This is a genomic window from Haladaptatus sp. T7, from assembly GCF_026008575.1.
Taxonomy (GTDB): domain Archaea; phylum Halobacteriota; class Halobacteria; order Halobacteriales; family Haladaptataceae; genus Haladaptatus; species Haladaptatus paucihalophilus.
The window spans coordinates 144,741-161,918 of sequence record NZ_BROP01000006.1 but is presented as its reverse complement, the minus strand read 5'-3'; the positions used below and the strand labels follow the sequence as shown (position 1 = coordinate 161,918).

The 17,178-nt window shown below is 52.2% G+C and carries 18 protein-coding genes; 9 read left to right on the top strand and 9 right to left on the bottom strand.

The window, feature by feature from the left end; genetic code table 11:
- Positions 1–477 precede the first annotated feature (477 nt).
- Entirely contained in the window at positions 478–822 is a 345-nt protein-coding gene (locus tag OPC11_RS16540; RefSeq protein ID WP_018129147.1) for a DUF6176 family protein, read from the bottom strand.
- A 234-nt stretch (positions 823–1,056) separates the two neighbouring features.
- Here OPC11_RS16540 and OPC11_RS16535 point away from each other — a divergent pair, with 234 nt between their 5' ends.
- Positions 1,057–1,515: an NUDIX domain-containing protein gene (locus tag OPC11_RS16535; RefSeq protein ID WP_264782640.1), complete on the top strand. Its 459-nt coding sequence runs from the start codon at positions 1,057–1,059 to the stop codon at positions 1,513–1,515.
- Positions 1,516–1,692: 177 nt separating this feature from the next.
- Here OPC11_RS16535 and OPC11_RS16530 read toward each other — a convergent pair whose 3' ends face one another.
- Positions 1,693–2,436 carry a hypothetical protein gene (locus OPC11_RS16530; protein WP_264782639.1) on the bottom strand — a complete coding sequence of 248 codons (744 nt, stop codon included), beginning with the start codon at positions 2,434–2,436 and terminating at the stop codon, positions 1,693–1,695.
- 164 nt (positions 2,437–2,600) lie between these two features.
- Positions 2,601–3,998: a M14 family zinc carboxypeptidase gene (locus OPC11_RS16525; protein ID WP_264782638.1), complete on the bottom strand. Its 1,398-nt coding sequence runs from the start codon at positions 3,996–3,998 to the stop codon at positions 2,601–2,603.
- A gap of 357 nt (positions 3,999–4,355) precedes the next feature.
- Between OPC11_RS16525 and OPC11_RS16520 the strand changes: the two genes are divergently transcribed.
- The 3 genes from OPC11_RS16520 to OPC11_RS16510 all read left to right on the top strand — a co-directional run bounded on the left by OPC11_RS16520 (position 4,356) and on the right by OPC11_RS16510 (position 5,465).
- A complete protein-coding gene (locus OPC11_RS16520) occupies positions 4,356–4,751 on the top strand; it encodes a DUF5518 domain-containing protein (protein ID WP_264782637.1) in 396 nt (131 codons plus the stop codon).
- Positions 4,752–4,829: 78 nt separating this feature from the next.
- On the top strand, positions 4,830–5,072 hold the full coding sequence (locus OPC11_RS16515; protein ID WP_007981420.1) for a hypothetical protein: 243 nt from the start codon (positions 4,830–4,832) through the stop codon (positions 5,070–5,072).
- A 162-nt stretch (positions 5,073–5,234) separates the two neighbouring features.
- The gene (locus OPC11_RS16510; protein ID WP_264782636.1) at positions 5,235–5,465 is read left to right on the top strand and encodes a hypothetical protein; all 231 of its coding nucleotides are present in this window, start codon (positions 5,235–5,237) and stop codon (positions 5,463–5,465) included.
- A 704-nt stretch (positions 5,466–6,169) separates the two neighbouring features.
- On the opposite strand, the gene OPC11_RS16505 is transcribed toward OPC11_RS16510, so the two are convergent.
- From OPC11_RS16505 to OPC11_RS16485, 5 genes are all read right to left on the bottom strand, one after another.
- Positions 6,170–6,421 carry a hypothetical protein gene (locus OPC11_RS16505; RefSeq protein ID WP_007981423.1) on the bottom strand — a complete coding sequence of 84 codons (252 nt, stop codon included), beginning with the start codon at positions 6,419–6,421 and terminating at the stop codon, positions 6,170–6,172.
- 786 nt (positions 6,422–7,207) lie between these two features.
- The gene (locus tag OPC11_RS16500) at positions 7,208–7,765 is read right to left on the bottom strand and encodes an FAD-dependent oxidoreductase (protein ID WP_264782635.1); all 558 of its coding nucleotides are present in this window, start codon (positions 7,763–7,765) and stop codon (positions 7,208–7,210) included.
- Positions 7,766–7,849: 84 nt separating this feature from the next.
- Positions 7,850–8,044 (bottom strand): hypothetical protein, encoded by a 195-nt coding sequence (locus OPC11_RS16495; protein ID WP_264782634.1) that lies wholly within the window; start codon positions 8,042–8,044, stop codon positions 7,850–7,852.
- 179 nt (positions 8,045–8,223) lie between these two features.
- Positions 8,224–8,751: a SprT-like domain-containing protein gene (locus OPC11_RS16490; protein WP_264782633.1), complete on the bottom strand. Its 528-nt coding sequence runs from the start codon at positions 8,749–8,751 to the stop codon at positions 8,224–8,226.
- A 246-nt stretch (positions 8,752–8,997) separates the two neighbouring features.
- Positions 8,998–10,308, bottom strand: coding sequence for an aspartate aminotransferase family protein (locus OPC11_RS16485; protein ID WP_264782632.1), 1,311 nt, complete (start codon positions 10,306–10,308; stop codon positions 8,998–9,000).
- Positions 10,309–10,618: 310 nt separating this feature from the next.
- Between OPC11_RS16485 and OPC11_RS16480 the strand changes: the two genes are divergently transcribed.
- Both OPC11_RS16480 and OPC11_RS16475 read left to right on the top strand, forming a co-directional pair.
- Positions 10,619–11,998 carry an NAD-dependent succinate-semialdehyde dehydrogenase gene (locus OPC11_RS16480; protein WP_264782631.1) on the top strand — a complete coding sequence of 460 codons (1,380 nt, stop codon included), beginning with the start codon at positions 10,619–10,621 and terminating at the stop codon, positions 11,996–11,998.
- A gap of 197 nt (positions 11,999–12,195) precedes the next feature.
- Positions 12,196–13,593, top strand: a complete 1,398-nt coding sequence (locus OPC11_RS16475) for an APC family permease (protein WP_232423913.1) — start codon at positions 12,196–12,198, stop codon at positions 13,591–13,593.
- A 49-nt stretch (positions 13,594–13,642) separates the two neighbouring features.
- On the opposite strand, the gene OPC11_RS16470 is transcribed toward OPC11_RS16475, so the two are convergent.
- The gene (locus OPC11_RS16470) at positions 13,643–14,137 is read right to left on the bottom strand and encodes an Lrp/AsnC family transcriptional regulator (protein ID WP_007981432.1); all 495 of its coding nucleotides are present in this window, start codon (positions 14,135–14,137) and stop codon (positions 13,643–13,645) included.
- Positions 14,138–14,571: 434 nt separating this feature from the next.
- Between OPC11_RS16470 and OPC11_RS16465 the strand changes: the two genes are divergently transcribed.
- The 3 genes from OPC11_RS16465 (at position 14,572) to OPC11_RS16455 (ending at position 17,090) form a co-directional block, all read left to right on the top strand.
- Complete coding sequence (locus OPC11_RS16465) at positions 14,572–14,754, top strand: HTH domain-containing protein (RefSeq protein WP_306421029.1); 183 nt, start codon at positions 14,572–14,574, stop codon at positions 14,752–14,754.
- 645 nt (positions 14,755–15,399) lie between these two features.
- Entirely contained in the window at positions 15,400–15,885 is a 486-nt protein-coding gene (locus OPC11_RS16460; RefSeq protein WP_264782630.1) for a winged helix-turn-helix transcriptional regulator, read from the top strand.
- A 527-nt stretch (positions 15,886–16,412) separates the two neighbouring features.
- Complete coding sequence (locus tag OPC11_RS16455) at positions 16,413–17,090, top strand: PadR family transcriptional regulator (protein ID WP_264782629.1); 678 nt, start codon at positions 16,413–16,415, stop codon at positions 17,088–17,090.
- Positions 17,091–17,178 lie beyond the last annotated feature (88 nt).

The window sequence follows — 17,178 nt, the reverse complement described above, 5'->3', positions numbered from 1 at the left end:
TGCTACTTGTGTTACGACCCATGCCATGTTAACGATTGTCACAATGGCGGTCTGCTGGATGCATCCTCTCTATTCAGCATGAAGCCAGGCTTTACCCAATAATCGTACAAGCAGCAGTGGACTCTCACGAGCGGTAACTTCTTAGCGATTTAAATTGTAGTTCTTACTATGGATGTAATTGGGTCAGTCGTCGCGGGTGTCATTTTCCTCGTCCTTGGATATGTGTGGCTTCGCGGCTATTGGAAGGGGTATGATGGACTCAATAGTGAGCTATTCAAATAACCACTGTTCGTCTGTTTTTGAAACCACAACTATTGGTTATGCGTGTGCCAACGCCCTTCTAATAAGCGGAAGTCGATTTACCCACCACTGCGACCCTGGGAGAAGCGTGAAACCTTGCCATGAGAAGTGCTTCAGAAGCCAGTTTGGCCCGCTCGAATAAAATATAGCGACCAGTTAGATCCACACGTCGTGCAATCACGGACGGTCTGGATTGGCTAAATGATACAGGGGTTCGATACTCTGCTCTGGTTGGTCTTCAGCTACGATATCTCCGAGAAGTTGTTTGAACTCTAGATCGAGGTCATGCTGGGAAGACTCGAAAACATCATGAGCCGTCTCGAGATCCTCTGCCTCCATGTAGAACATGACGTAATCCCCATCCTCTGTCGAGTTGAGGAATGCCGCCTCAGAAAAGACGCTTTCATCTTGCAATGTTTCGATGGCTTCGTCCCGTCGGGAATCCACTTCTTCTACCCACTCGCGGAGTCGCTCTATTCGCCCTGGTTTGAGTCGATATCGAAATAGCGTAGTCTCAGCCATTGGTTAGATATTTATCATTTGTGATAAATACGTTTGGGATAATGGGCAACGATCAGAGTTATCTAAAAAACACATTCGGCTGGTTTCACCTGGGCCAAGATATAGACTATCCCATAATCCCAAATCGATCTGTGCGCAGTTTGTGGTGCGTAATTAGCGGTGAGACGGGAGAGAGTTCTATAATTTTGTTCATATTCAGAAAAGAATTTCCAGACGGCTTGTTCACACCTAGCTATGTCTTCAGATAGAGTCCGGCCAATGGCTCTTGGCCTCCCTCATCGTAACGACGAAATCTTTGTTGCAAGACTATACGATACCGATAATGACGAGCGATTCTATCGACCAATTGGAGGCGGCATTGAATTTGGTGAGTATAGCCCCGCTGCGATTGTAAGAGAGTTCGATGAGGAACTTGATATCTCCGTCAAGGTCGGTGACTACCTCGGTTCCATCGAGAACGTGTTTTCGTTTGCTGGCACGGCCGGACACGAAGTCATTTTCATCTATGAAATTGAGCCGACCGACGACCTCTGGGAGGTGACACAGTTGGAAGGCCACGATGATGGCGACGTGATCTTTACCGGAGAGTGGAAATCACTCGCCGAGTTTGATCATGAAGATGACCCACTGTATCCGGACGGTCTCCTCCGACTCATTCGAGAAGATACAAAACACGTTGTTCCACGGAGTTGAATTCATCCCTTCCGAGCTGAGAGAATAAATGTATTTGCCAAACGGAGTTGGATAGCGTGTGCTTGTGTATTAGCAGCGATTTATCCCTTTTCTCAGTAGTTCTCGGATGAATTGAATGAGAACAGTCCCATTATTCCTCTCTAAGCGATTACGAGACGAGATGAGCGTGTACTCATATTAGAACGGCGTACGAATTCCAACCCCATACGATAACGACCAATCGAATCGTGGCTTCGTACCGGTCTCAAATTGCACTTCACATGCACCAATGAGTGGGACGTCGGTTGTCGCAAACCCTTCCCAGCGCGATCGGTAACTGGCTTCATTTCCAGGGTTGAGTCCCATCTCATACGAGCCATCGGGAACTGTCACTGTCCCTCCAGCAACCGAAGCACGACCACTACTTAACTGGGTTGTATCAGTCGACAGCTGCCCATCGTAATCTACCGAAATTTCCTGCTTAAGCCATGTAAAGGCGGTTTCTTCCTGATAGAGTCCCCAGGGATCGACGTCATATTTTTTGCCCAGTAACCGACCAGCACTCCACAGCCGTATCTTGTAGCGACGGCTACCAAGGCGATGAGCGAGAATGGTGGCGTCCTGCATCGCATACTGCTCTGTTGGCACGATTGTCTCCTGCCGCATGTATGCACCAACAAACTCACCAGCGAGTGACTCGGGGTTGGTCCACGGGATAGTGGCATCACCATACTGCTCATGCATTTGGGTTGCGTATGCATCGAAATCCTCCGGAGGAATGAAGACCTCTCTGTTCGGTGAATCAAGATCAATTGTATTGGTGCCACCTCCGCCAGCTTTCGTTCGAACGAATCCGAGATCGAGATAAGCAGCACTGCCGGCAGCCGTACCAAGGAGAGCGGTTCCCCCAACCCCATGGAGGAAGTGTCGTCGAGAGGGCATCTATTCAAAAAGGCGTCAGAACAGCGTATATGCTTTCTGAACTGATTCGTATGAATGTGATTGAGTTCTGAATCGACAATGGAGCATTTCTACGATCCAGAGACTTCGATGTTTTGATCGACGATGTGGTATCTGCATGTCTGGCTCTTGCCAAACGTACCGAATCATTCATCAGTGGTGCTCTGCCGAAAGTCCAAACACACCAAGCCCGCACGAGCCTGAATCGCGACGAGTTTCCAAATCGGAATCGTCTCGTAATCGAGGCGCTCCCGTATCTCACCGGTTCGGGCGTGCAGGATGTCCTCGAGCACTCCCTTTGCGTCCATGAGTTGCTCGTGCGTTTCCTCGTCAACACTCATTGCGGTGTGATCGATCGACCGCAACAACATTCCGGCATATCTCAACAGATGACACTGTCTGAGAAACCGCTCGTCGACGTACTGGGCAACCGTTGCTGGGTCATCTGTCTCGGGGATTGATTCCGCCCATTCGACTTTTGACTCACCTTCATCCTTGAAATAAGCGACGACACCCATCGCCTCGCGTGCCATCGGCGTGTCCGGCAGGTACTCACCGACGGACTCGACGACATTCCCCATCTCTTCGAGGAGTCTTCGCCGACTCTCGACACCCTCTCGAATGACTTCTTCACGGGTGCGATTCAGTTCAGTTTGGTCCTGAATCTGTGGGTCGTAGAAATACGGTAATTCAACGATGAATTCAACGACATCGTCATCGAACCGGCTGGCGTAGTCATAGGCATTGCCACCCAGCAGCACCTCTTCGGGTTCGACGTTATCATCCTCGTGTGCCATCTCGTATTGATCTTCGAAGGTTCGAAGGCGATAGATGGCATCATCGAACGCTTCGTTCTCGAACCACTCTGGCTCACCGTGATGGAGCGGGACTCCATACTCTTCTGGGAGTGATGACAGGACATCGTGAAGCGGTTCGAGGGGCTCGGTAAGATAGTAGTAGCAGCCACCGAATTCGAGATTGTGGAAACTATAGATGAAGTCTGGCTGGTGGGCTTCGATTAGATCTGCCAATACACGAGTCGCTGATATCGGCTCATCGAACGAGTAGTTCTCATATTCGACTGGGAACGTTGCTTCGACCTGCTCATCTGGCGGTGGACGGTAGAAGTTCTGGATATAGTTCGAGAGCGTGAACGGCCCGTCGAACCATCCTTCATTGAGACGGACACCGTCTATGTCGGCAATCGGCATACAGACGAATTTGTAGTCTAAAGACGCCCGTAGCTCGTCGTTTGTCGCGAGCTCGTGGATAAGAAAGTCGATTGTCATTGAGCCAATCGGCTCGTTTGGGTGAGGCGCACCAAACAAAAGTGAACTTTGATCACCTTCACCGATAGTAACCGTCCAGATCGTCTCTCCGCCCTTGCTCTCGCCGAGTTCCTCGTACGCGACGTGATCGTGGGTGCGCGCGAGCGCCTGGTTGCGTTCGCGGTGCTCGTCGACTGTGAGAAACGATTCGTACCGAGGAACCGTACTGTCGAGCGATTTGAACGTGCGAACCGGGTTTGAGTCGGAGCCATTCATATGCTATATTATTTCGTGGGATCGCACAATAATAGTAGTCATCTAACTAATATGAATGGTAATTAAACCTCGTGAAACGAATCTCGCACGCCAAGTAACGACTGTACGATCGTGCAGTACAGTCCCGACATTCAGCTTGCAGTCGATTTTTCTGCTTCATGATAAGAGACAGTAGGATCCTTACAGTACCTCCGAGCCAATCTGTGGGCAATATGTGGTGCGTGTGTATAACTATGGTTAACACTGTGCTCGTGAATTTTCGCTACTAAGAATTGGAGGTTCATGGAGGCGCTTCGACGAGAATGTACGAAGATAATCCATCAAAACCTATTAACGTATTCTGCACGTACATTTCCTATGAAGTATTCTACCATCGGTGGCCTCGCCTCGATCCCACTCACCGTATTGCTGTATTGGCAGTCAGGGATGGGGAACAATCTGTCTCTCAGCATGGTCTTTTTCGGCGGCCTACTAGCTGGGTACCTCTCCCACAGACGGCTATCAGGCGAAACGAATGCGGGGTTCCGCGCAGGCGTTATCGGTGGGGCACCAGTGTTGTGGCTTTCCCTCGATTTATTTCGAACCACTCTTGGGCCAGTTGGCCCGCTTTGGTTCCGTGTCATAGCGACCATGACAGTCCTTGTTTTCATTGTGATCGGCTTTCTCATCTCCGCGTTCATTGGAATTCTGGGCGCGAAGGTCGGTCGGTGGCTGGCAGGAACGACTGATTCACAACGAATGTCCGTCGGGTAACTTCTCCTGATACATGCTACCGTATACCGCGACAAGTTGTGGAGATACGATCAGAATACAAGGAGTCTACTAACACACATGGATGCACTCGGTGAGAAGATTATCCAAGCCGATGCCCTTCTCTGGCACATCAGTAACGTTGGTGTTGGAATCGCGGTCTTCGTTGCGACACTGCTCTACTCTCCACCCGGAACAAACAGTCTCGATGTGATCGTTACTCATCTCGATCTATTCTATCTCCTGATCTCGCTCTCACTCGTGTACACATGCTGGACTGGGATCGACCTCTGGAAATGGTTTTCAGATTCGAACCATCAGTAGTACAAGGCGGACCCTCTCTCCAACACGAAGCTGATTTCTACTCTCTAATCTCTAAGTGGGAAAAGTCTACCTCCGACACCAAGGAGCCAATCTACCCGCAATTCGTGCCGTAAGTCGAACAGCATCCTAACCATTATGCGAATTCTACATCCTACTAGAGATATGGGTCCTCTCGCTTCGGTTCGTTCGTACAACAAACGACTTACTAGATGGGCTGAATCACACCCCATCAAATGGGTTGGTCTCATGGTGCTGTTCGGTACCGCAGTGATACTGCTCCCATTGAGCGTGCGCTTCGGCGGCCCAATCAGTGAAAATCTCGGGTACGCGCTCGCGTTTGGTGTGTTCTTCGGCGTTCTACAGGCACTGTTTCTGCGGACCGTCGATACGTAGATGCTCTGTAGTTAGTAACCCCGTTTCAGTTGCCATTCTGTACTCGAGATCGGGTGGCTACGTCAGTGTAATAGCGGATTCTCTATCTGTTTCGGTAGCGAGAAACTCCTTCGAGAAAACCAATACCGATTGTTGCGCCAATCCCGATTGCCAGTCCGAGTGCTATACCGCCCCCAATTGTGCCATATCTGAGACTACCAATGATGACCGCCAATCCGGTAGCGGCAGCGATATAGAGCAAGGCACGGCGAAGATCAAATGCAACTTGGTCACTCATATCTTCTTAGTATTGTGGCGAACCATTCAAAATACCTGTACCTTCAGACGACTTGGACGTATCGATTAGGGCCATCTACGGAATATACACTGACTTCGCTCGAACCCACTGTAAACAATGCCAGCCAGACCGCACGTGAATACATGTCGAGATAGTATACTCTACTAACCTATGTAAATACCTGTACCAAACAAAAACGAACGATAAATGAACAAGAGAAGGACGAAACCGATGGTGAGTTAGTTTGAGTCAGCGAGGAAGTCCGTCACCCACACATCAGAGCGCGGTGGGTGCAAATCGCCCATTGCAAGTACGACATCAGGAGTAGCGGGGCGGTGCCCGCATGGACTCACATGGACCCGCGACGGGCCCGCCACCGTCATGGTCCCAACAAGCCGCAGACAGTGCGGACAGCGGTACTTCTGCGTCATTCGGTGACCTCCCCGATGCGCAGTGACCCACCGCAGTCGCCACAGTTGTACTGCTCCGGGTGTTTCACGACCTTCGAGCGCTGGTAGCGCGGGATTCGTTCACCGCACGCTTCGCAAATGACCCACCAGTTCGGCGACGTGAACCGTTCGCAGTACTGTGAAGTGTCGAGCGCATCCGTCCTCCGTTCGAACGTTCGCCCGTGGTCCGCTTCCCCGGACTCGTGTACTACCAGGCACTTCTGTTGCACCCTTTACTCTGCAATTGTTTTGAGTAGAATCGACAAGAAGCAGTTCTGCGGCGTGATCGCTACTACGCACAAATTGTTTCTGAACAGAGTGTGTATCCGAAACTATCGATGGTAAGCCGTGAAAATTGGATAACGATCTCCTTCGTCGTCGTAGCCCTCCCCGCAGCGTACGCTGCCAACATCTTACTGGAATCAAACGGTATCGCTCAAGATACGGCCTTCATGATCTCGTTTTTCGTACTGCTTGTTGTTGGCGTTGGTCTCCCAAGATATGTAACGCGTAGTGGATGACCTCAGTCACGCACTGTCAGTACTTGACGACATCAAGTAGTACTCTCTCCGTCACCGGAGTTACGTTGCATTTGTCGATTGCTGTCTCCATACACACACATTGTCGATGGAGACGGTGTACTGGTGGTCTTCCGGGTTTTCGTGGCCCTTGTTGGCGACGTCGATGAGTCCAGGGATATCGATCGAAGAAGAAACTGTTCGATCTGTACGCGTTGTGTGCTGTCTCGGTAGCGTCACGAGCTGCGTAAAATCTGGATAAGCGAAATATATTAGAGTATTAAAGAATGGAACAGATATGCCTCGCTGTGATAATTGCGGGTCGTTTGTGACTCAGCAATACGTCCGTGTGTTCACACCGGATGAGGTTGAGAAACCTCGTGTCTGTCCATATTGTGAAGATCTAGTTCGGGATGGGAATGAGATACGGCAAGCTCGCGCTTCTCGGGGAAATTCATGATGAGAAATTTGTATAAGATAAACTCCGACGTTGTTCACTTATTCAGCGTCTGCCGGCGTATCGAAGTCATGGAAGTGTTCACCTTCCTCTTTGCTCAAGATGTCGAGGGCAGCTGCACCACCATCACCAGCGGAGATGACTGCTTGCCACTCTTGATCACGGACCATTGCACCGGTAGCGTATGCGTTCTCGATACTCGTTTCCATGCTCAAGTTGACTGAAACAGTCCCCGAACCGGTGAATTCACAGCCGAGTTGCTCAGCAATATCGCGATCTGCCCCGGTCGCTAAGACGACATATGTTGCGTGATGGTCGCCATCATCAGTCGTGATTTGGAACCCATCGTCGTCCGTTTCGATACCTGTTACCGCTGTGTCCATGTGCTGGACTACATCAAACTCGTCGGCCTGTTCGCGGGCTTTCTCCAGGAATTCCGTTCCATCGATACTCTCAATTCCCAAGTAATTGAAGAGGTGTGCTTTGTGCATCCACGTCTTGTCAGTATCGAACACGGTTGCATCAAGGCCATTCTTTGCTGTGAACAGTGCTGCACTGAGTCCGGCTGGACCGCCACCGACGATTGTAACATCGGACATGGACTATAGCACGGTTGGTTTTCGCATAAGTTTACTCCCAACAAATGAGTCCACGAGCGGTGGAAGTGGCCGAGCAGATCGCGCTCAGTCGTCGGTTGCATTTTCGACAGCAGCCATGTGTTTGCAGAAGGCGTTCCGGTGGACGTGGTGCGGGCACGTGCAGGCCATTAATTCTTCAGTCACGTCGTCGATGGAGACCACGTATTGGTGGTCCGCGGGATTCTCGTGGCTCTCGTTGGTGACGTCGATGAGTCCGGGGCATCGACGTCGAAGGCACATTGTTCCCATTGTGCGCGTTGCTGTGCCGTCTCAAACCGTGTGTTAGTATATGATACTACCCAGAACAGGCTCTTATGTGAACTAGGAGCGATAGAACAGAGTCACGCAGAAACCAGTAGTCCGCAAAAATCTTCCTCGTATCTATTGCTTATCTCGAGAACTACTTAAACGGAAATCGGTCAGTGGCCCTCACTCTCCTCGACGCGAATTGCACCGCTGCACTTGCTACAGCTGTACTGCTCCGGGTTTCGGACGGTCTTCAAGCGTCGATACCAGGCAATCCGACCGCCACAGTCCTCGCACACGGGCCACCACTTTGGTGTAGCGAAGCGTTCGCAGTGTTTCGAAGTATCGAGATGGTCCGTCCAGCGGGTGAACGTTCGCCCGTGATCTGCCTCACCGAACTCGTGGTACTGCCACGCGTGAATCAGTTCATGCCGGACAGTGGAACTGAATTGCTCCCACCCGTGTCGTTCGTAGGCCGTCCAGGTTAGCGCAATCGTAATCACCTCTGTTGTCGGATCGTACTCTGTGACGCCTGCCTGTCGTTGCGCTTGATGTGAGACTTCACAGTCGATCGTTTCGACCGACAGATCTGGCGCGGAACATTCTCGAACCAACGCTTTCTGCGCCGCATCGATATACGTCGGCGTACTCCGTTGACGGCCCTCAATGCCCCAATATTTGTACTCGTCTTCACCAGCCACTTTCCCGAAGTACTTCGTTAACGCGCCAGCGTCCGAATCACGTAAGGGAACGCAACCCAGTCGTAGTGGGCTTCGTGTTCAAACCGAATCTTCGCCTCCTCGAACAATCCCCGAGACAAGTGCAGACAGTGAGGTCTGTTCTTCTCCTTCGATCGGAGTCATCCAGACGCTATTGCCCATCTGCCGCTGCCCTCACTCGATAAGAGGCCAACAGCTATTGGGTTGTTGAATGTATCACCGATGGTTTCAGGCAACGTTTTCAAGCGCCTTTCGAAGCGCTTCGACTGCGTCTCCAAGTTGATCGCGCGAAATTGTCAGCGGTGGCTGGAAGCGCATGACGTTTTTGTAGTATCCACCGACGCCTATGACGACATTCGACTCTTCCCGGAGGAATTCACTAGTAGCGGAAGCAAGTTTACTATCCGGCCGAGGGGCGATATTCTGCGGCCCCATCGTCCCAGGCTCAACGAGTTCGATGCCCTGCATCAATCCAAGGCCACGCGTCTCACCAACCACGTCGTAGTCTGCTTCGAGCGTTTCAAGCTTCGATGCGAGCCACTCACCGTTTTGGTGTGCTTTCGTAATGATCTCGTCTCGTAATTCATCGATAGTCGCCAGCGCTGCTGCGCAGGCGACGGGGTTACCGCCGAACGTCGAAAGATGGTCTCCAGCCTCGAACGCGTCCGCAACCTCCTTCGATGCGGTGAACGCGCCAAGCGGGAGTCCGTTTGCGATTCCTTTCGCCTGTGTCAGGATATCCGGCTCGATATCGAAATGGCTGCTCGCAAACAATTTTCCGGTACGCCCGTAGCCGGTCTGGACCTCATCTGCAATGAGTAGTGCACCGTGGTCGTGAGCTATCTCTTGGACACGTTTGAGCCATGCATCCGAGGGAACGATAATACCGGCTTCACCCATAACGGGTTCGACGACAACTGCCGCAAGGTCACCGCTCGTATGCGAGCCAATGACCCGTTCGAGTTGGTCGGCACAGCTAGCATTACACTGAGCGCCGTTACAACGGGGACATCGGTACGCATACGGTGGCGCAGTATGGGAGACATCGTTGATCGTTGGGGCCATATCCTGTTTGTACGCGTTGTTTCCCGTGAGTGCAAGGCTTCCAAGCGTGCGCCCATGGAACCCCATCTCGAGTGCGATGACCTCCTTGGACCCGGTGTACTTTCGCGCGAGCTTGATCGCTCCTTCGACTGCTTCCGTCCCGGAGTTACAGAAGAAGCTCTTCTCCAAGTCTCCCGGTGTGATGTCAGCGATCGTTTCGGCGAGGTCAGCTACTGGCTCATTCGGGTGTACGTACGAGCAGCCGTGGATAAACTCTTCAAGCTGGGCTTTCGCAGCCTCGACGACAGCTTCGTTACCATGGCCGACGTTCGTCACCGAGATTCCCGAAAACACGTCGAGATACTCGTTCCCATCGAAGTCTTCGAGGGTACAACCGGATGCTCGCTTGACCGGGACGTTCAGTGATTTCCAGATAGGCATGACGTGGTCGTCGTAAGAGGATTCGATCGACCTATTTGTCTCTTGTTTCTGCATTACGTGATTATTGAGATTGAATCCTAATAAATCATTCCTAATGAGACACAATCCAGAAATTGTAGATATTGCTGGTCCATAAACAATAGGAGAATAGTGCGGCGAATTTTCGAAACTGGAACAAAACAGAACGAATCAATTGGCATCCTCGACAATTCGCACCGAGAGTATGAATCAAACTATGTCCCAAAATCAGGATGTGAGTGGGACTCAATTCTACAATACTACGAAAAGTGGAACACTTATCAGTGGGTGGCGGGACCGTTGAGATATACGGGGGTCACAGCCCGTCCACCTCAAACAGACGAAAATGAGATCGATCAACCCAGCAACCGAAGACGTCATCGAAACGTACGACGAACACGACGAGCCAACGGTCAGCGCCCGATTGGACGAGGCATGGAGAGAATTCGAATCGTGGCGGACCAAGCCGATCGAACGTCGCGAAGCGCTGCTGGCGGATGTGGCTGACGTGCTGCGCGAGAACGCCGACGAGTACGCGACTCGGATGACCACCGAAATGGGAAAACCCATCGAACAGGCGGTTGCCGAGGTCGAAAAGTGTGCGTGGGTCTGTGAGTACTACGCTGAGCACGCCGCGGAGTTTCTACAGAACGATCGGATCGGTACCGTTCCCGGTTCGAAAACGTACGTCTCGTATGAACCGATCGGACCGGTCCTCGCAGTAATGCCCTGGAACTATCCATTTTGGCAGGTTTTCAGGTTTGCTGCGCCCCACATCACTGCAGGAAACGTTGCAGTGCTCAAACATGCACCGAACGTCTTCGGCTGTGCACGAGCCATCGAATCGGTCTTCGAACGCGCCGGATACCCCAGTGGCGTTTTCACCTCCCTTCAAATTCCCGCCGAACGAGTGTCGACGCTCATCGAAGACGACCGAATCAAGGGGGTGAGCCTGACAGGCAGTACGCGGGCGGGGCGAGCGGTTGCGGAGACGTCCGGCCACGAACTCAAACCAACCGTACTCGAACTCGGGGGGAGCGACCCATTCATCGTACTCGATGACGCGCCGATTGAACGTGCTGCCAAACAAGGGGCCAAAGCTCGAACACAGAACAACGGACAGTCCTGTATTGCCGCCAAACGGTTTCTGGTACACGAAACAGTCCACGATGAGTTCCTCGAACGGTTTACCGAGGAGATGAACGAACTCACGGTCGGAGATCCATCGAAAGCGCAAACCGATATCGGGCCGCAAGCACGAGCGGATCTGTTAGAGTCGCTCCATGAACAAGTCACGCGGTCCGTCGAGTCTGGTGCGACACTTCACCTCGGAGGTAAACCGCTCGATCAGGCCGGTTACTATTATCCACCGACGATCCTCACCGATGTCCCGGATGATGCACCGGCAGCGACTGAGGAACTGTTCGGCCCGGTTGCCACCGTCCTCAAAGTCGAAACCGAACAGGAGGCAATTCGCGTGGCGAACGATACCCCATACGGACTCGGTGCAAGTATCTGGACGGGAGATACCGAACGCGGCGAAGCACTCACCCAGAAGATCACCGCTGGCAATGTCTTTGTCAACCAAGTCGTCGCATCGGATCCACGAGTTCCATTCAGTGGTACGAAGGCCTCGGGCCACGGAACAGAACTCTCCCACCACGGAATCCAAGAGTTCGTCACGAAGAAAACGATCTGGATCGACGAGGTGTCGGACAGCGTCTAGGTAGTGAACTCCGTCCTTCCATTCGCCTGCTTTAGCCCACCGCATCGAGAAAGCACCCACGGACATCGAGAGGTTCCAGTTGATTAAGGTTCCCTAACTGACCTTATTATTGGACTGTGTTTATGAATTTGAATGGAAATTGAACACAGAAAGATATATGGTGGGAAAGTTTGACTATGTGAGTGTCGCACATAACCATGACAGATGAACTCTCACGCATCCTCTCGAAACGCGATGTGTTCGTACTCGCACTTGGCGCAATGATTGGATGGGGTTGGATCGTTCAGACAGGCTATTTCATCGACAAAAGCGGTGTTAATGGAGCGATATCGGCATTCGTTCTTGGCGGGTTCATGGTGGGTGTCGTTTCGCTCATCTATGGTGAACTCGCATCGGCGATGCCCGTTGTCGGCGGGGAACACGCCTATAGCATGCGTGCCTTAGGACCAGCAGGCTCGTTCGCCTGCACGTGGGCGATTATTTTCGGCTACGTTAGCGTCGTCGCATTCGAAGCAGTTGCACTCCCGAGCGCACTTGCGTACATCGTCCCCGGGTTCAACGTCTTCCAACTGTGGACGGTCGCCGGTCAACCCGTCTACGCAACGTGGGTCCTCACGGGGGTCGTTGGCTCGATAGTCGTTACTTACCTCAACTATCGGGGCGTCCGCCCGGCGGCGCAGTTCCAAGCGATTCTCGCGCTCATAATCACGGTTTCCGGTGTAACGCTCTTGCTCGGAGCGCTGTTCAACGGGGGCTCACCATCCTCCCCGCCCTTCGCGAATGCCGGAATTGAGGGCGTGTTTACCGTAGCAATAATGACGCCATTCATGTTCGTTGGATTCGACGTGATTCCTCAAGCAGCGGGCGAAGCCGACGTTTCCCCGAAAACGCTCGGAGGACTTATCGTCCTCTCTGTAGCCTGTGCTGCCACGTTCTACATTGCAGTGATTTGGGCAGCAGGACAGGTTGCTTCAGGGACGACGCTCGTCGAAAGTTCACTCCCTGCTGCAACCGCGATGGAAATCGCGTTCAACAGCAAAATCATCGGACGAATCATGGCACTCGCCGGTCTCGCAGGTATCCTCACGAGTTGGAACGGCTTCGTGCTCGGCGCTAGCAGAGCGATTTATGCGCTCGCCGAGTCGAACATGCTGCCTGACTCGCTTGGGACGATTCACTCCGAATACAGCACCCCATCGACTGCAATCGTACTCGTCGGAGCGCTCGCTGCACTCGCACCGCTGTTCGGCAAGCAGATGCTGGTGTGGATCGTGAATGCGGGCGGACTCGGAATGGTCACGGCGTGGTTCCTCGTTGTTGTTTCTTTCTTGACTCTTCGATATCGCAACGCCGAACTCAACAGACCCTTTAAGCTCCCAGCTGGATACATCGTCGGTGGACTAGGGTTGGTGTTAACCGTCTTCTTTATCGGTCTCTACCTTCCCGGGTCACCCTCGGCACTCACGTGGCCCTACGAATGGGCTATTGTAGGCATATGGTGTCTGCTCGGCGCTGTTCTACTCGCGATCGCTGGGGGGCTTCCCACGCAAAGGGAAGCAGATGCCCACATGAGTGTTCCCGACTTGGACGAGTAGCGTCCCGTCGAATTCAGCTTTCCTCAGTGGTCTTTGAGGTACGTGTTCGTTACGAGAGGTCCGGAAGAAGCGCGTCTTTTAGGCTCTCAATGTCGTAGTCATTGAGTGGATTTGACTCGTCCTTGATTGTCGTGATAACGAACTTCGAACTCGTCCTCGAGATTTCGTCTACTTCTTCGAATTCCGAGATGAGATCCTCGACCATTCCACGAGATGCAAGGTGCGAAACCAGTATGAAGTCAGTGTCACCGAGGGTAAAATACACCTGGTTAACGCCATTTACGTTACCGAGTTTGTCTCCGACTTGTTTGTGGTACCCAGAGTCGTATTCGGCCCAGACTTCCGTGATGAGGGTGAGATTTAATCCTGCTTGTTCGAAGTCGATATCGAAGATTTCGTTCTTTATGATCCCCTCTTCTTGTAACTTCTCGAGACGATAGTGAACGGTTGATTTCGGAATCCTAGTCTCGTCGGCTATTTTGTCAGGGCTTCCCGATTCGAGTATCCCGATCGCTTTAAGAATTCGAAGATCCTTATCGTCCATAGAACTCAGTTAGAAGGCTATTGATATTATTGTTTTGTGTCCAACTAAGCCGACCCATCTTGGAACCTTTATTTCTTTCAATATATGGTCCTAAAGGACACAACGCAACACCATAGGCAGTAACCTAACAACATGACGACCGTACTTTGCAATACGCAAACACGTTGGCCCTGATTGTCCCGCGCACACAAAGGAAAAGTCCGCCTTGGATTTCGGAAGACCGGTGCCGGATGTTAGAGCACCCGGCGCGTTTCTACACACGCCCGAGGGCACCGTTCTTTCTACGATTTTGTATCCGCCATATGGTGATGAAGGTTGGTATTCACCACATGGCATACACCAATAGGAGTATACTTCGGTAGTGTGTATTGTGGAGACTGTCCAAAGATCTCGGTGATACAGGGCGGTACGTCGAGACGGTAACGCTCACCGACGTGCTCGCCATTTTCGAGGAAGTAGAGGGGCCCGTTGTGACCTCTGGTGATGTCGCAGATGCGCTTGAGTGTTCACGAGAGACTGCTCGACGGAAGCTTGGACAGCTTGAGGACCAGGGCAAAGTGAAGAGTCGCCAGACTGCCGCTGTTCGTCGATACTGGTGGGTTGTACGCTGCCTTTGACGAGGACGATGTGAATCACGACGCAGCGAATGGTGTGTTCGATGGCATGGAAGCCGTGAGTATTGGTCGGTGTTTACGAGTCACTGTGTGCTCTCGGAGTTTGCGACGTTTGATGCGGCGTGTGAGGAGTTCGAGCGTTTTGATGATCAACAGATTTCATTTGTTGATCAAACGAGTGCAGTGCTTGCTTGAGAGCATGAGATAGAGCATCTGTTTGCCTTTGACAGTGCCTTTCGGACCATGGAGTTCGAGCGGGTGCCAGTTGATATCGAATGAACTCGGACAAGCCAGCTAACTCCGCGGCTGAACGTGCCAATCTCCGGAAACAGCTGCAAGCAGCGGAGACAGCACAAGAACGCCGCGAAGTGATGCGTACAATGGCAGCACTCGAGTGGAAAGAGCATGCCGAAACGTACGATAAGCTTGCAAAGGAGTAGAACCAACCTGAAATGCCTTCGGTATTTATCGTAGTCGTTTTATTAATGAACTCTCCCGTTGACTAGTGAAGTCCCCATCTGTAGTTGTCGTTGTAGTTGTCTTTCTGTCCTCGAGAATAGTCCAAAGAGAGGAGACGAAAATATAGATATCGGTGAGGATCTCGAGCAACATACAAAGGTAAAGTGGCTTTGTCGCGGACACACGGGTATGGTTGAAGGAGAGATCGACGACGTCGACAGAGCAATTCTGTATGCACTCCAGGAAGACGCTCGAAACATGTCTTCTGGAGACATCACAGAGCGAACCGATACCTCGGACAGTACCGTTCGCAAGCGCATCCAGCGTCTCGAATCCGATGGGGTAATTAAAGGATACAGTGCCAATGTCGATTATCAAAAATCGGGCTATCCGCTCCAAATGTTGCTCTACTGCACCGCTTCGATAGTCGAACGTGGTGACCTTATCCCCGATATTCTAGAAATCGATGGTGTCGTTTCTGTTCAAGAACTGGTCACCGGGGAACAAAATCTCCTCGTGACTGCTGTCGGCGAGTCGGACAGCGACATCACACCCGTCGCACAGGCACTCCTCGATATGGGGCTTACCGTTGCTGATGAAGTTCTCGTTCGAACCCACGAGACGACACCTTTCGGCAAGTTCAATTCCAATACTCACACGGAGGACGATTCCTAAACGACGACGTGTTTGACGTCTGGCTCGGTCGCGCGACGGACGGCGGCCCGTACCGAACCGATCGAGCCAGCTAGATTATCCGAGTATCCCGCAAGGACAGCAAGTGCTGCCTCTCGGTCGGGAGCTGACACCGCAGTTGAGTTCGTCGATTTCGGCTCAAGCCGTGGTAGCTATCCGTAACACTCCCCGGACGGTGACGTCGAACCACTTCTTCTGCAAGGAAGTCCCCAGACGCGTGTCGTTGTCGAACGCCAGCAGTATGACGTTAATCGATGTCGTTTCTGTCCCCTTCGATGTTCTCAATCCTATCGTCCTCAACGACCGTACGTCCACCGATCGGTTCGAACGACTGCTTAACAAGGGCGTCCTTGGGAGATCTTCCATACCACCTCGCATCAATAACGAACTGTTCTTCGTGACGAACATTTCGAACGTTTCGGTAACACTATCTCGTTTCAGGTTCAAATCCGTTACAGAGAGCCGATGGCCGACACTAATGCGTCTGAACAGAGGTGGCCTGGTTTACGATGAGCGGGGACGATCTCAAATCTGCTATCGAGTCAGTTCAAGAATGGACCGGTTCTCGAAGAAACCGGGAAGATGGCTCGGCCACCCAGACGGCCCTCGTCGTCTCGTGCTCGATGAGCGACTGCAGTTGGAAACCGCTGTGGCCGGTCGATGCTACCTGGAACGTCATCGGAGTGCAGACGCTCGGGAATCAGACCTGGGATCAGTACGAAGGTCAGGTGGTACTGGACAGCGATATCGAACTCCTCGAAACGCAGCACGACATTACAGCAGTACTCATCGTCGGACACACGAGGTGTCAGGTTCTCGAAGACGCGTACGACCGGTGGATTGCACCCGATTCAGGGTCACCTGCAGGTATCGAAGCGCGGTTGAAGCCGCTCCGTTCGCTCGTCGGAGATGCGTTTGAGGAGGGGCTCCTGACTGACTCGATGCCACCTCAGACGAGACAGAATCGACTTGTCGAGTACAACGTCTGTCGCCAGGTTGTGTTTCTCAAGCAGGCACTCCCGTCGTCGGTCACGGTCGCTGGCTACGTACACGACCAAGATGGGGCGTACAATTCGTTTCCTGACAAGCAGTATCTGGTCGCCCTCGACGGCGAGACAGAACCAACCACAATCCGGGCTCGTCTCCCCGACGACACGTCGGTACAGGTTACAAATCTCCTGACCTGACCCTCCTATACCGGGTGTTTAAATACAGACTCAACAAAACCATACTGTTCTATAATGGCCAATTTACGAACGTTTTGTGAATATAGAT

Excerpts from the sequence above, each read along its gene's own strand:
- OPC11_RS16535 (WP_264782640.1), top strand. The coding sequence starts at position 1,057 with ATGTCTTCAGATAGAGTCCGGCCAATGGCTCTTGGCCTCCCTCATCGT.
- OPC11_RS16460 (WP_264782630.1), top strand. The coding sequence starts at position 15,400 with ATGGTTGAAGGAGAGATCGACGACGTCGACAGAGCAATTCTGTATGCA.
- OPC11_RS16475 (WP_232423913.1), top strand. The coding sequence starts at position 12,196 with ATGACAGATGAACTCTCACGCATCCTCTCGAAACGCGATGTGTTCGTA.
- OPC11_RS16510 (WP_264782636.1), top strand. The coding sequence starts at position 5,235 with ATGGGTCCTCTCGCTTCGGTTCGTTCGTACAACAAACGACTTACTAGA.
- OPC11_RS16480 (WP_264782631.1), top strand. The coding sequence starts at position 10,619 with ATGAGATCGATCAACCCAGCAACCGAAGACGTCATCGAAACGTACGAC.
- OPC11_RS16495 (WP_264782634.1), bottom strand. The coding sequence starts at position 8,044 with ATGTGCCTTCGACGTCGATGCCCCGGACTCATCGACGTCACCAACGAG.
- OPC11_RS16455 (WP_264782629.1), top strand. The coding sequence starts at position 16,413 with ATGAGCGGGGACGATCTCAAATCTGCTATCGAGTCAGTTCAAGAATGG.
- OPC11_RS16485 (WP_264782632.1), bottom strand. The coding sequence starts at position 10,308 with ATGCAGAAACAAGAGACAAATAGGTCGATCGAATCCTCTTACGACGAC.
- OPC11_RS16470 (WP_007981432.1), bottom strand. The coding sequence starts at position 14,137 with ATGGACGATAAGGATCTTCGAATTCTTAAAGCGATCGGGATACTCGAA.
- OPC11_RS16530 (WP_264782639.1), bottom strand. The coding sequence starts at position 2,436 with ATGCCCTCTCGACGACACTTCCTCCATGGGGTTGGGGGAACCGCTCTC.
- OPC11_RS16515 (WP_007981420.1), top strand. The coding sequence starts at position 4,830 with ATGGATGCACTCGGTGAGAAGATTATCCAAGCCGATGCCCTTCTCTGG.
- OPC11_RS16525 (WP_264782638.1), bottom strand. The coding sequence starts at position 3,998 with ATGAATGGCTCCGACTCAAACCCGGTTCGCACGTTCAAATCGCTCGAC.
- OPC11_RS16540 (WP_018129147.1), bottom strand. The coding sequence starts at position 822 with ATGGCTGAGACTACGCTATTTCGATATCGACTCAAACCAGGGCGAATA.
- OPC11_RS16520 (WP_264782637.1), top strand. The coding sequence starts at position 4,356 with ATGAAGTATTCTACCATCGGTGGCCTCGCCTCGATCCCACTCACCGTA.
- OPC11_RS16500 (WP_264782635.1), bottom strand. The coding sequence starts at position 7,765 with ATGTCCGATGTTACAATCGTCGGTGGCGGTCCAGCCGGACTCAGTGCA.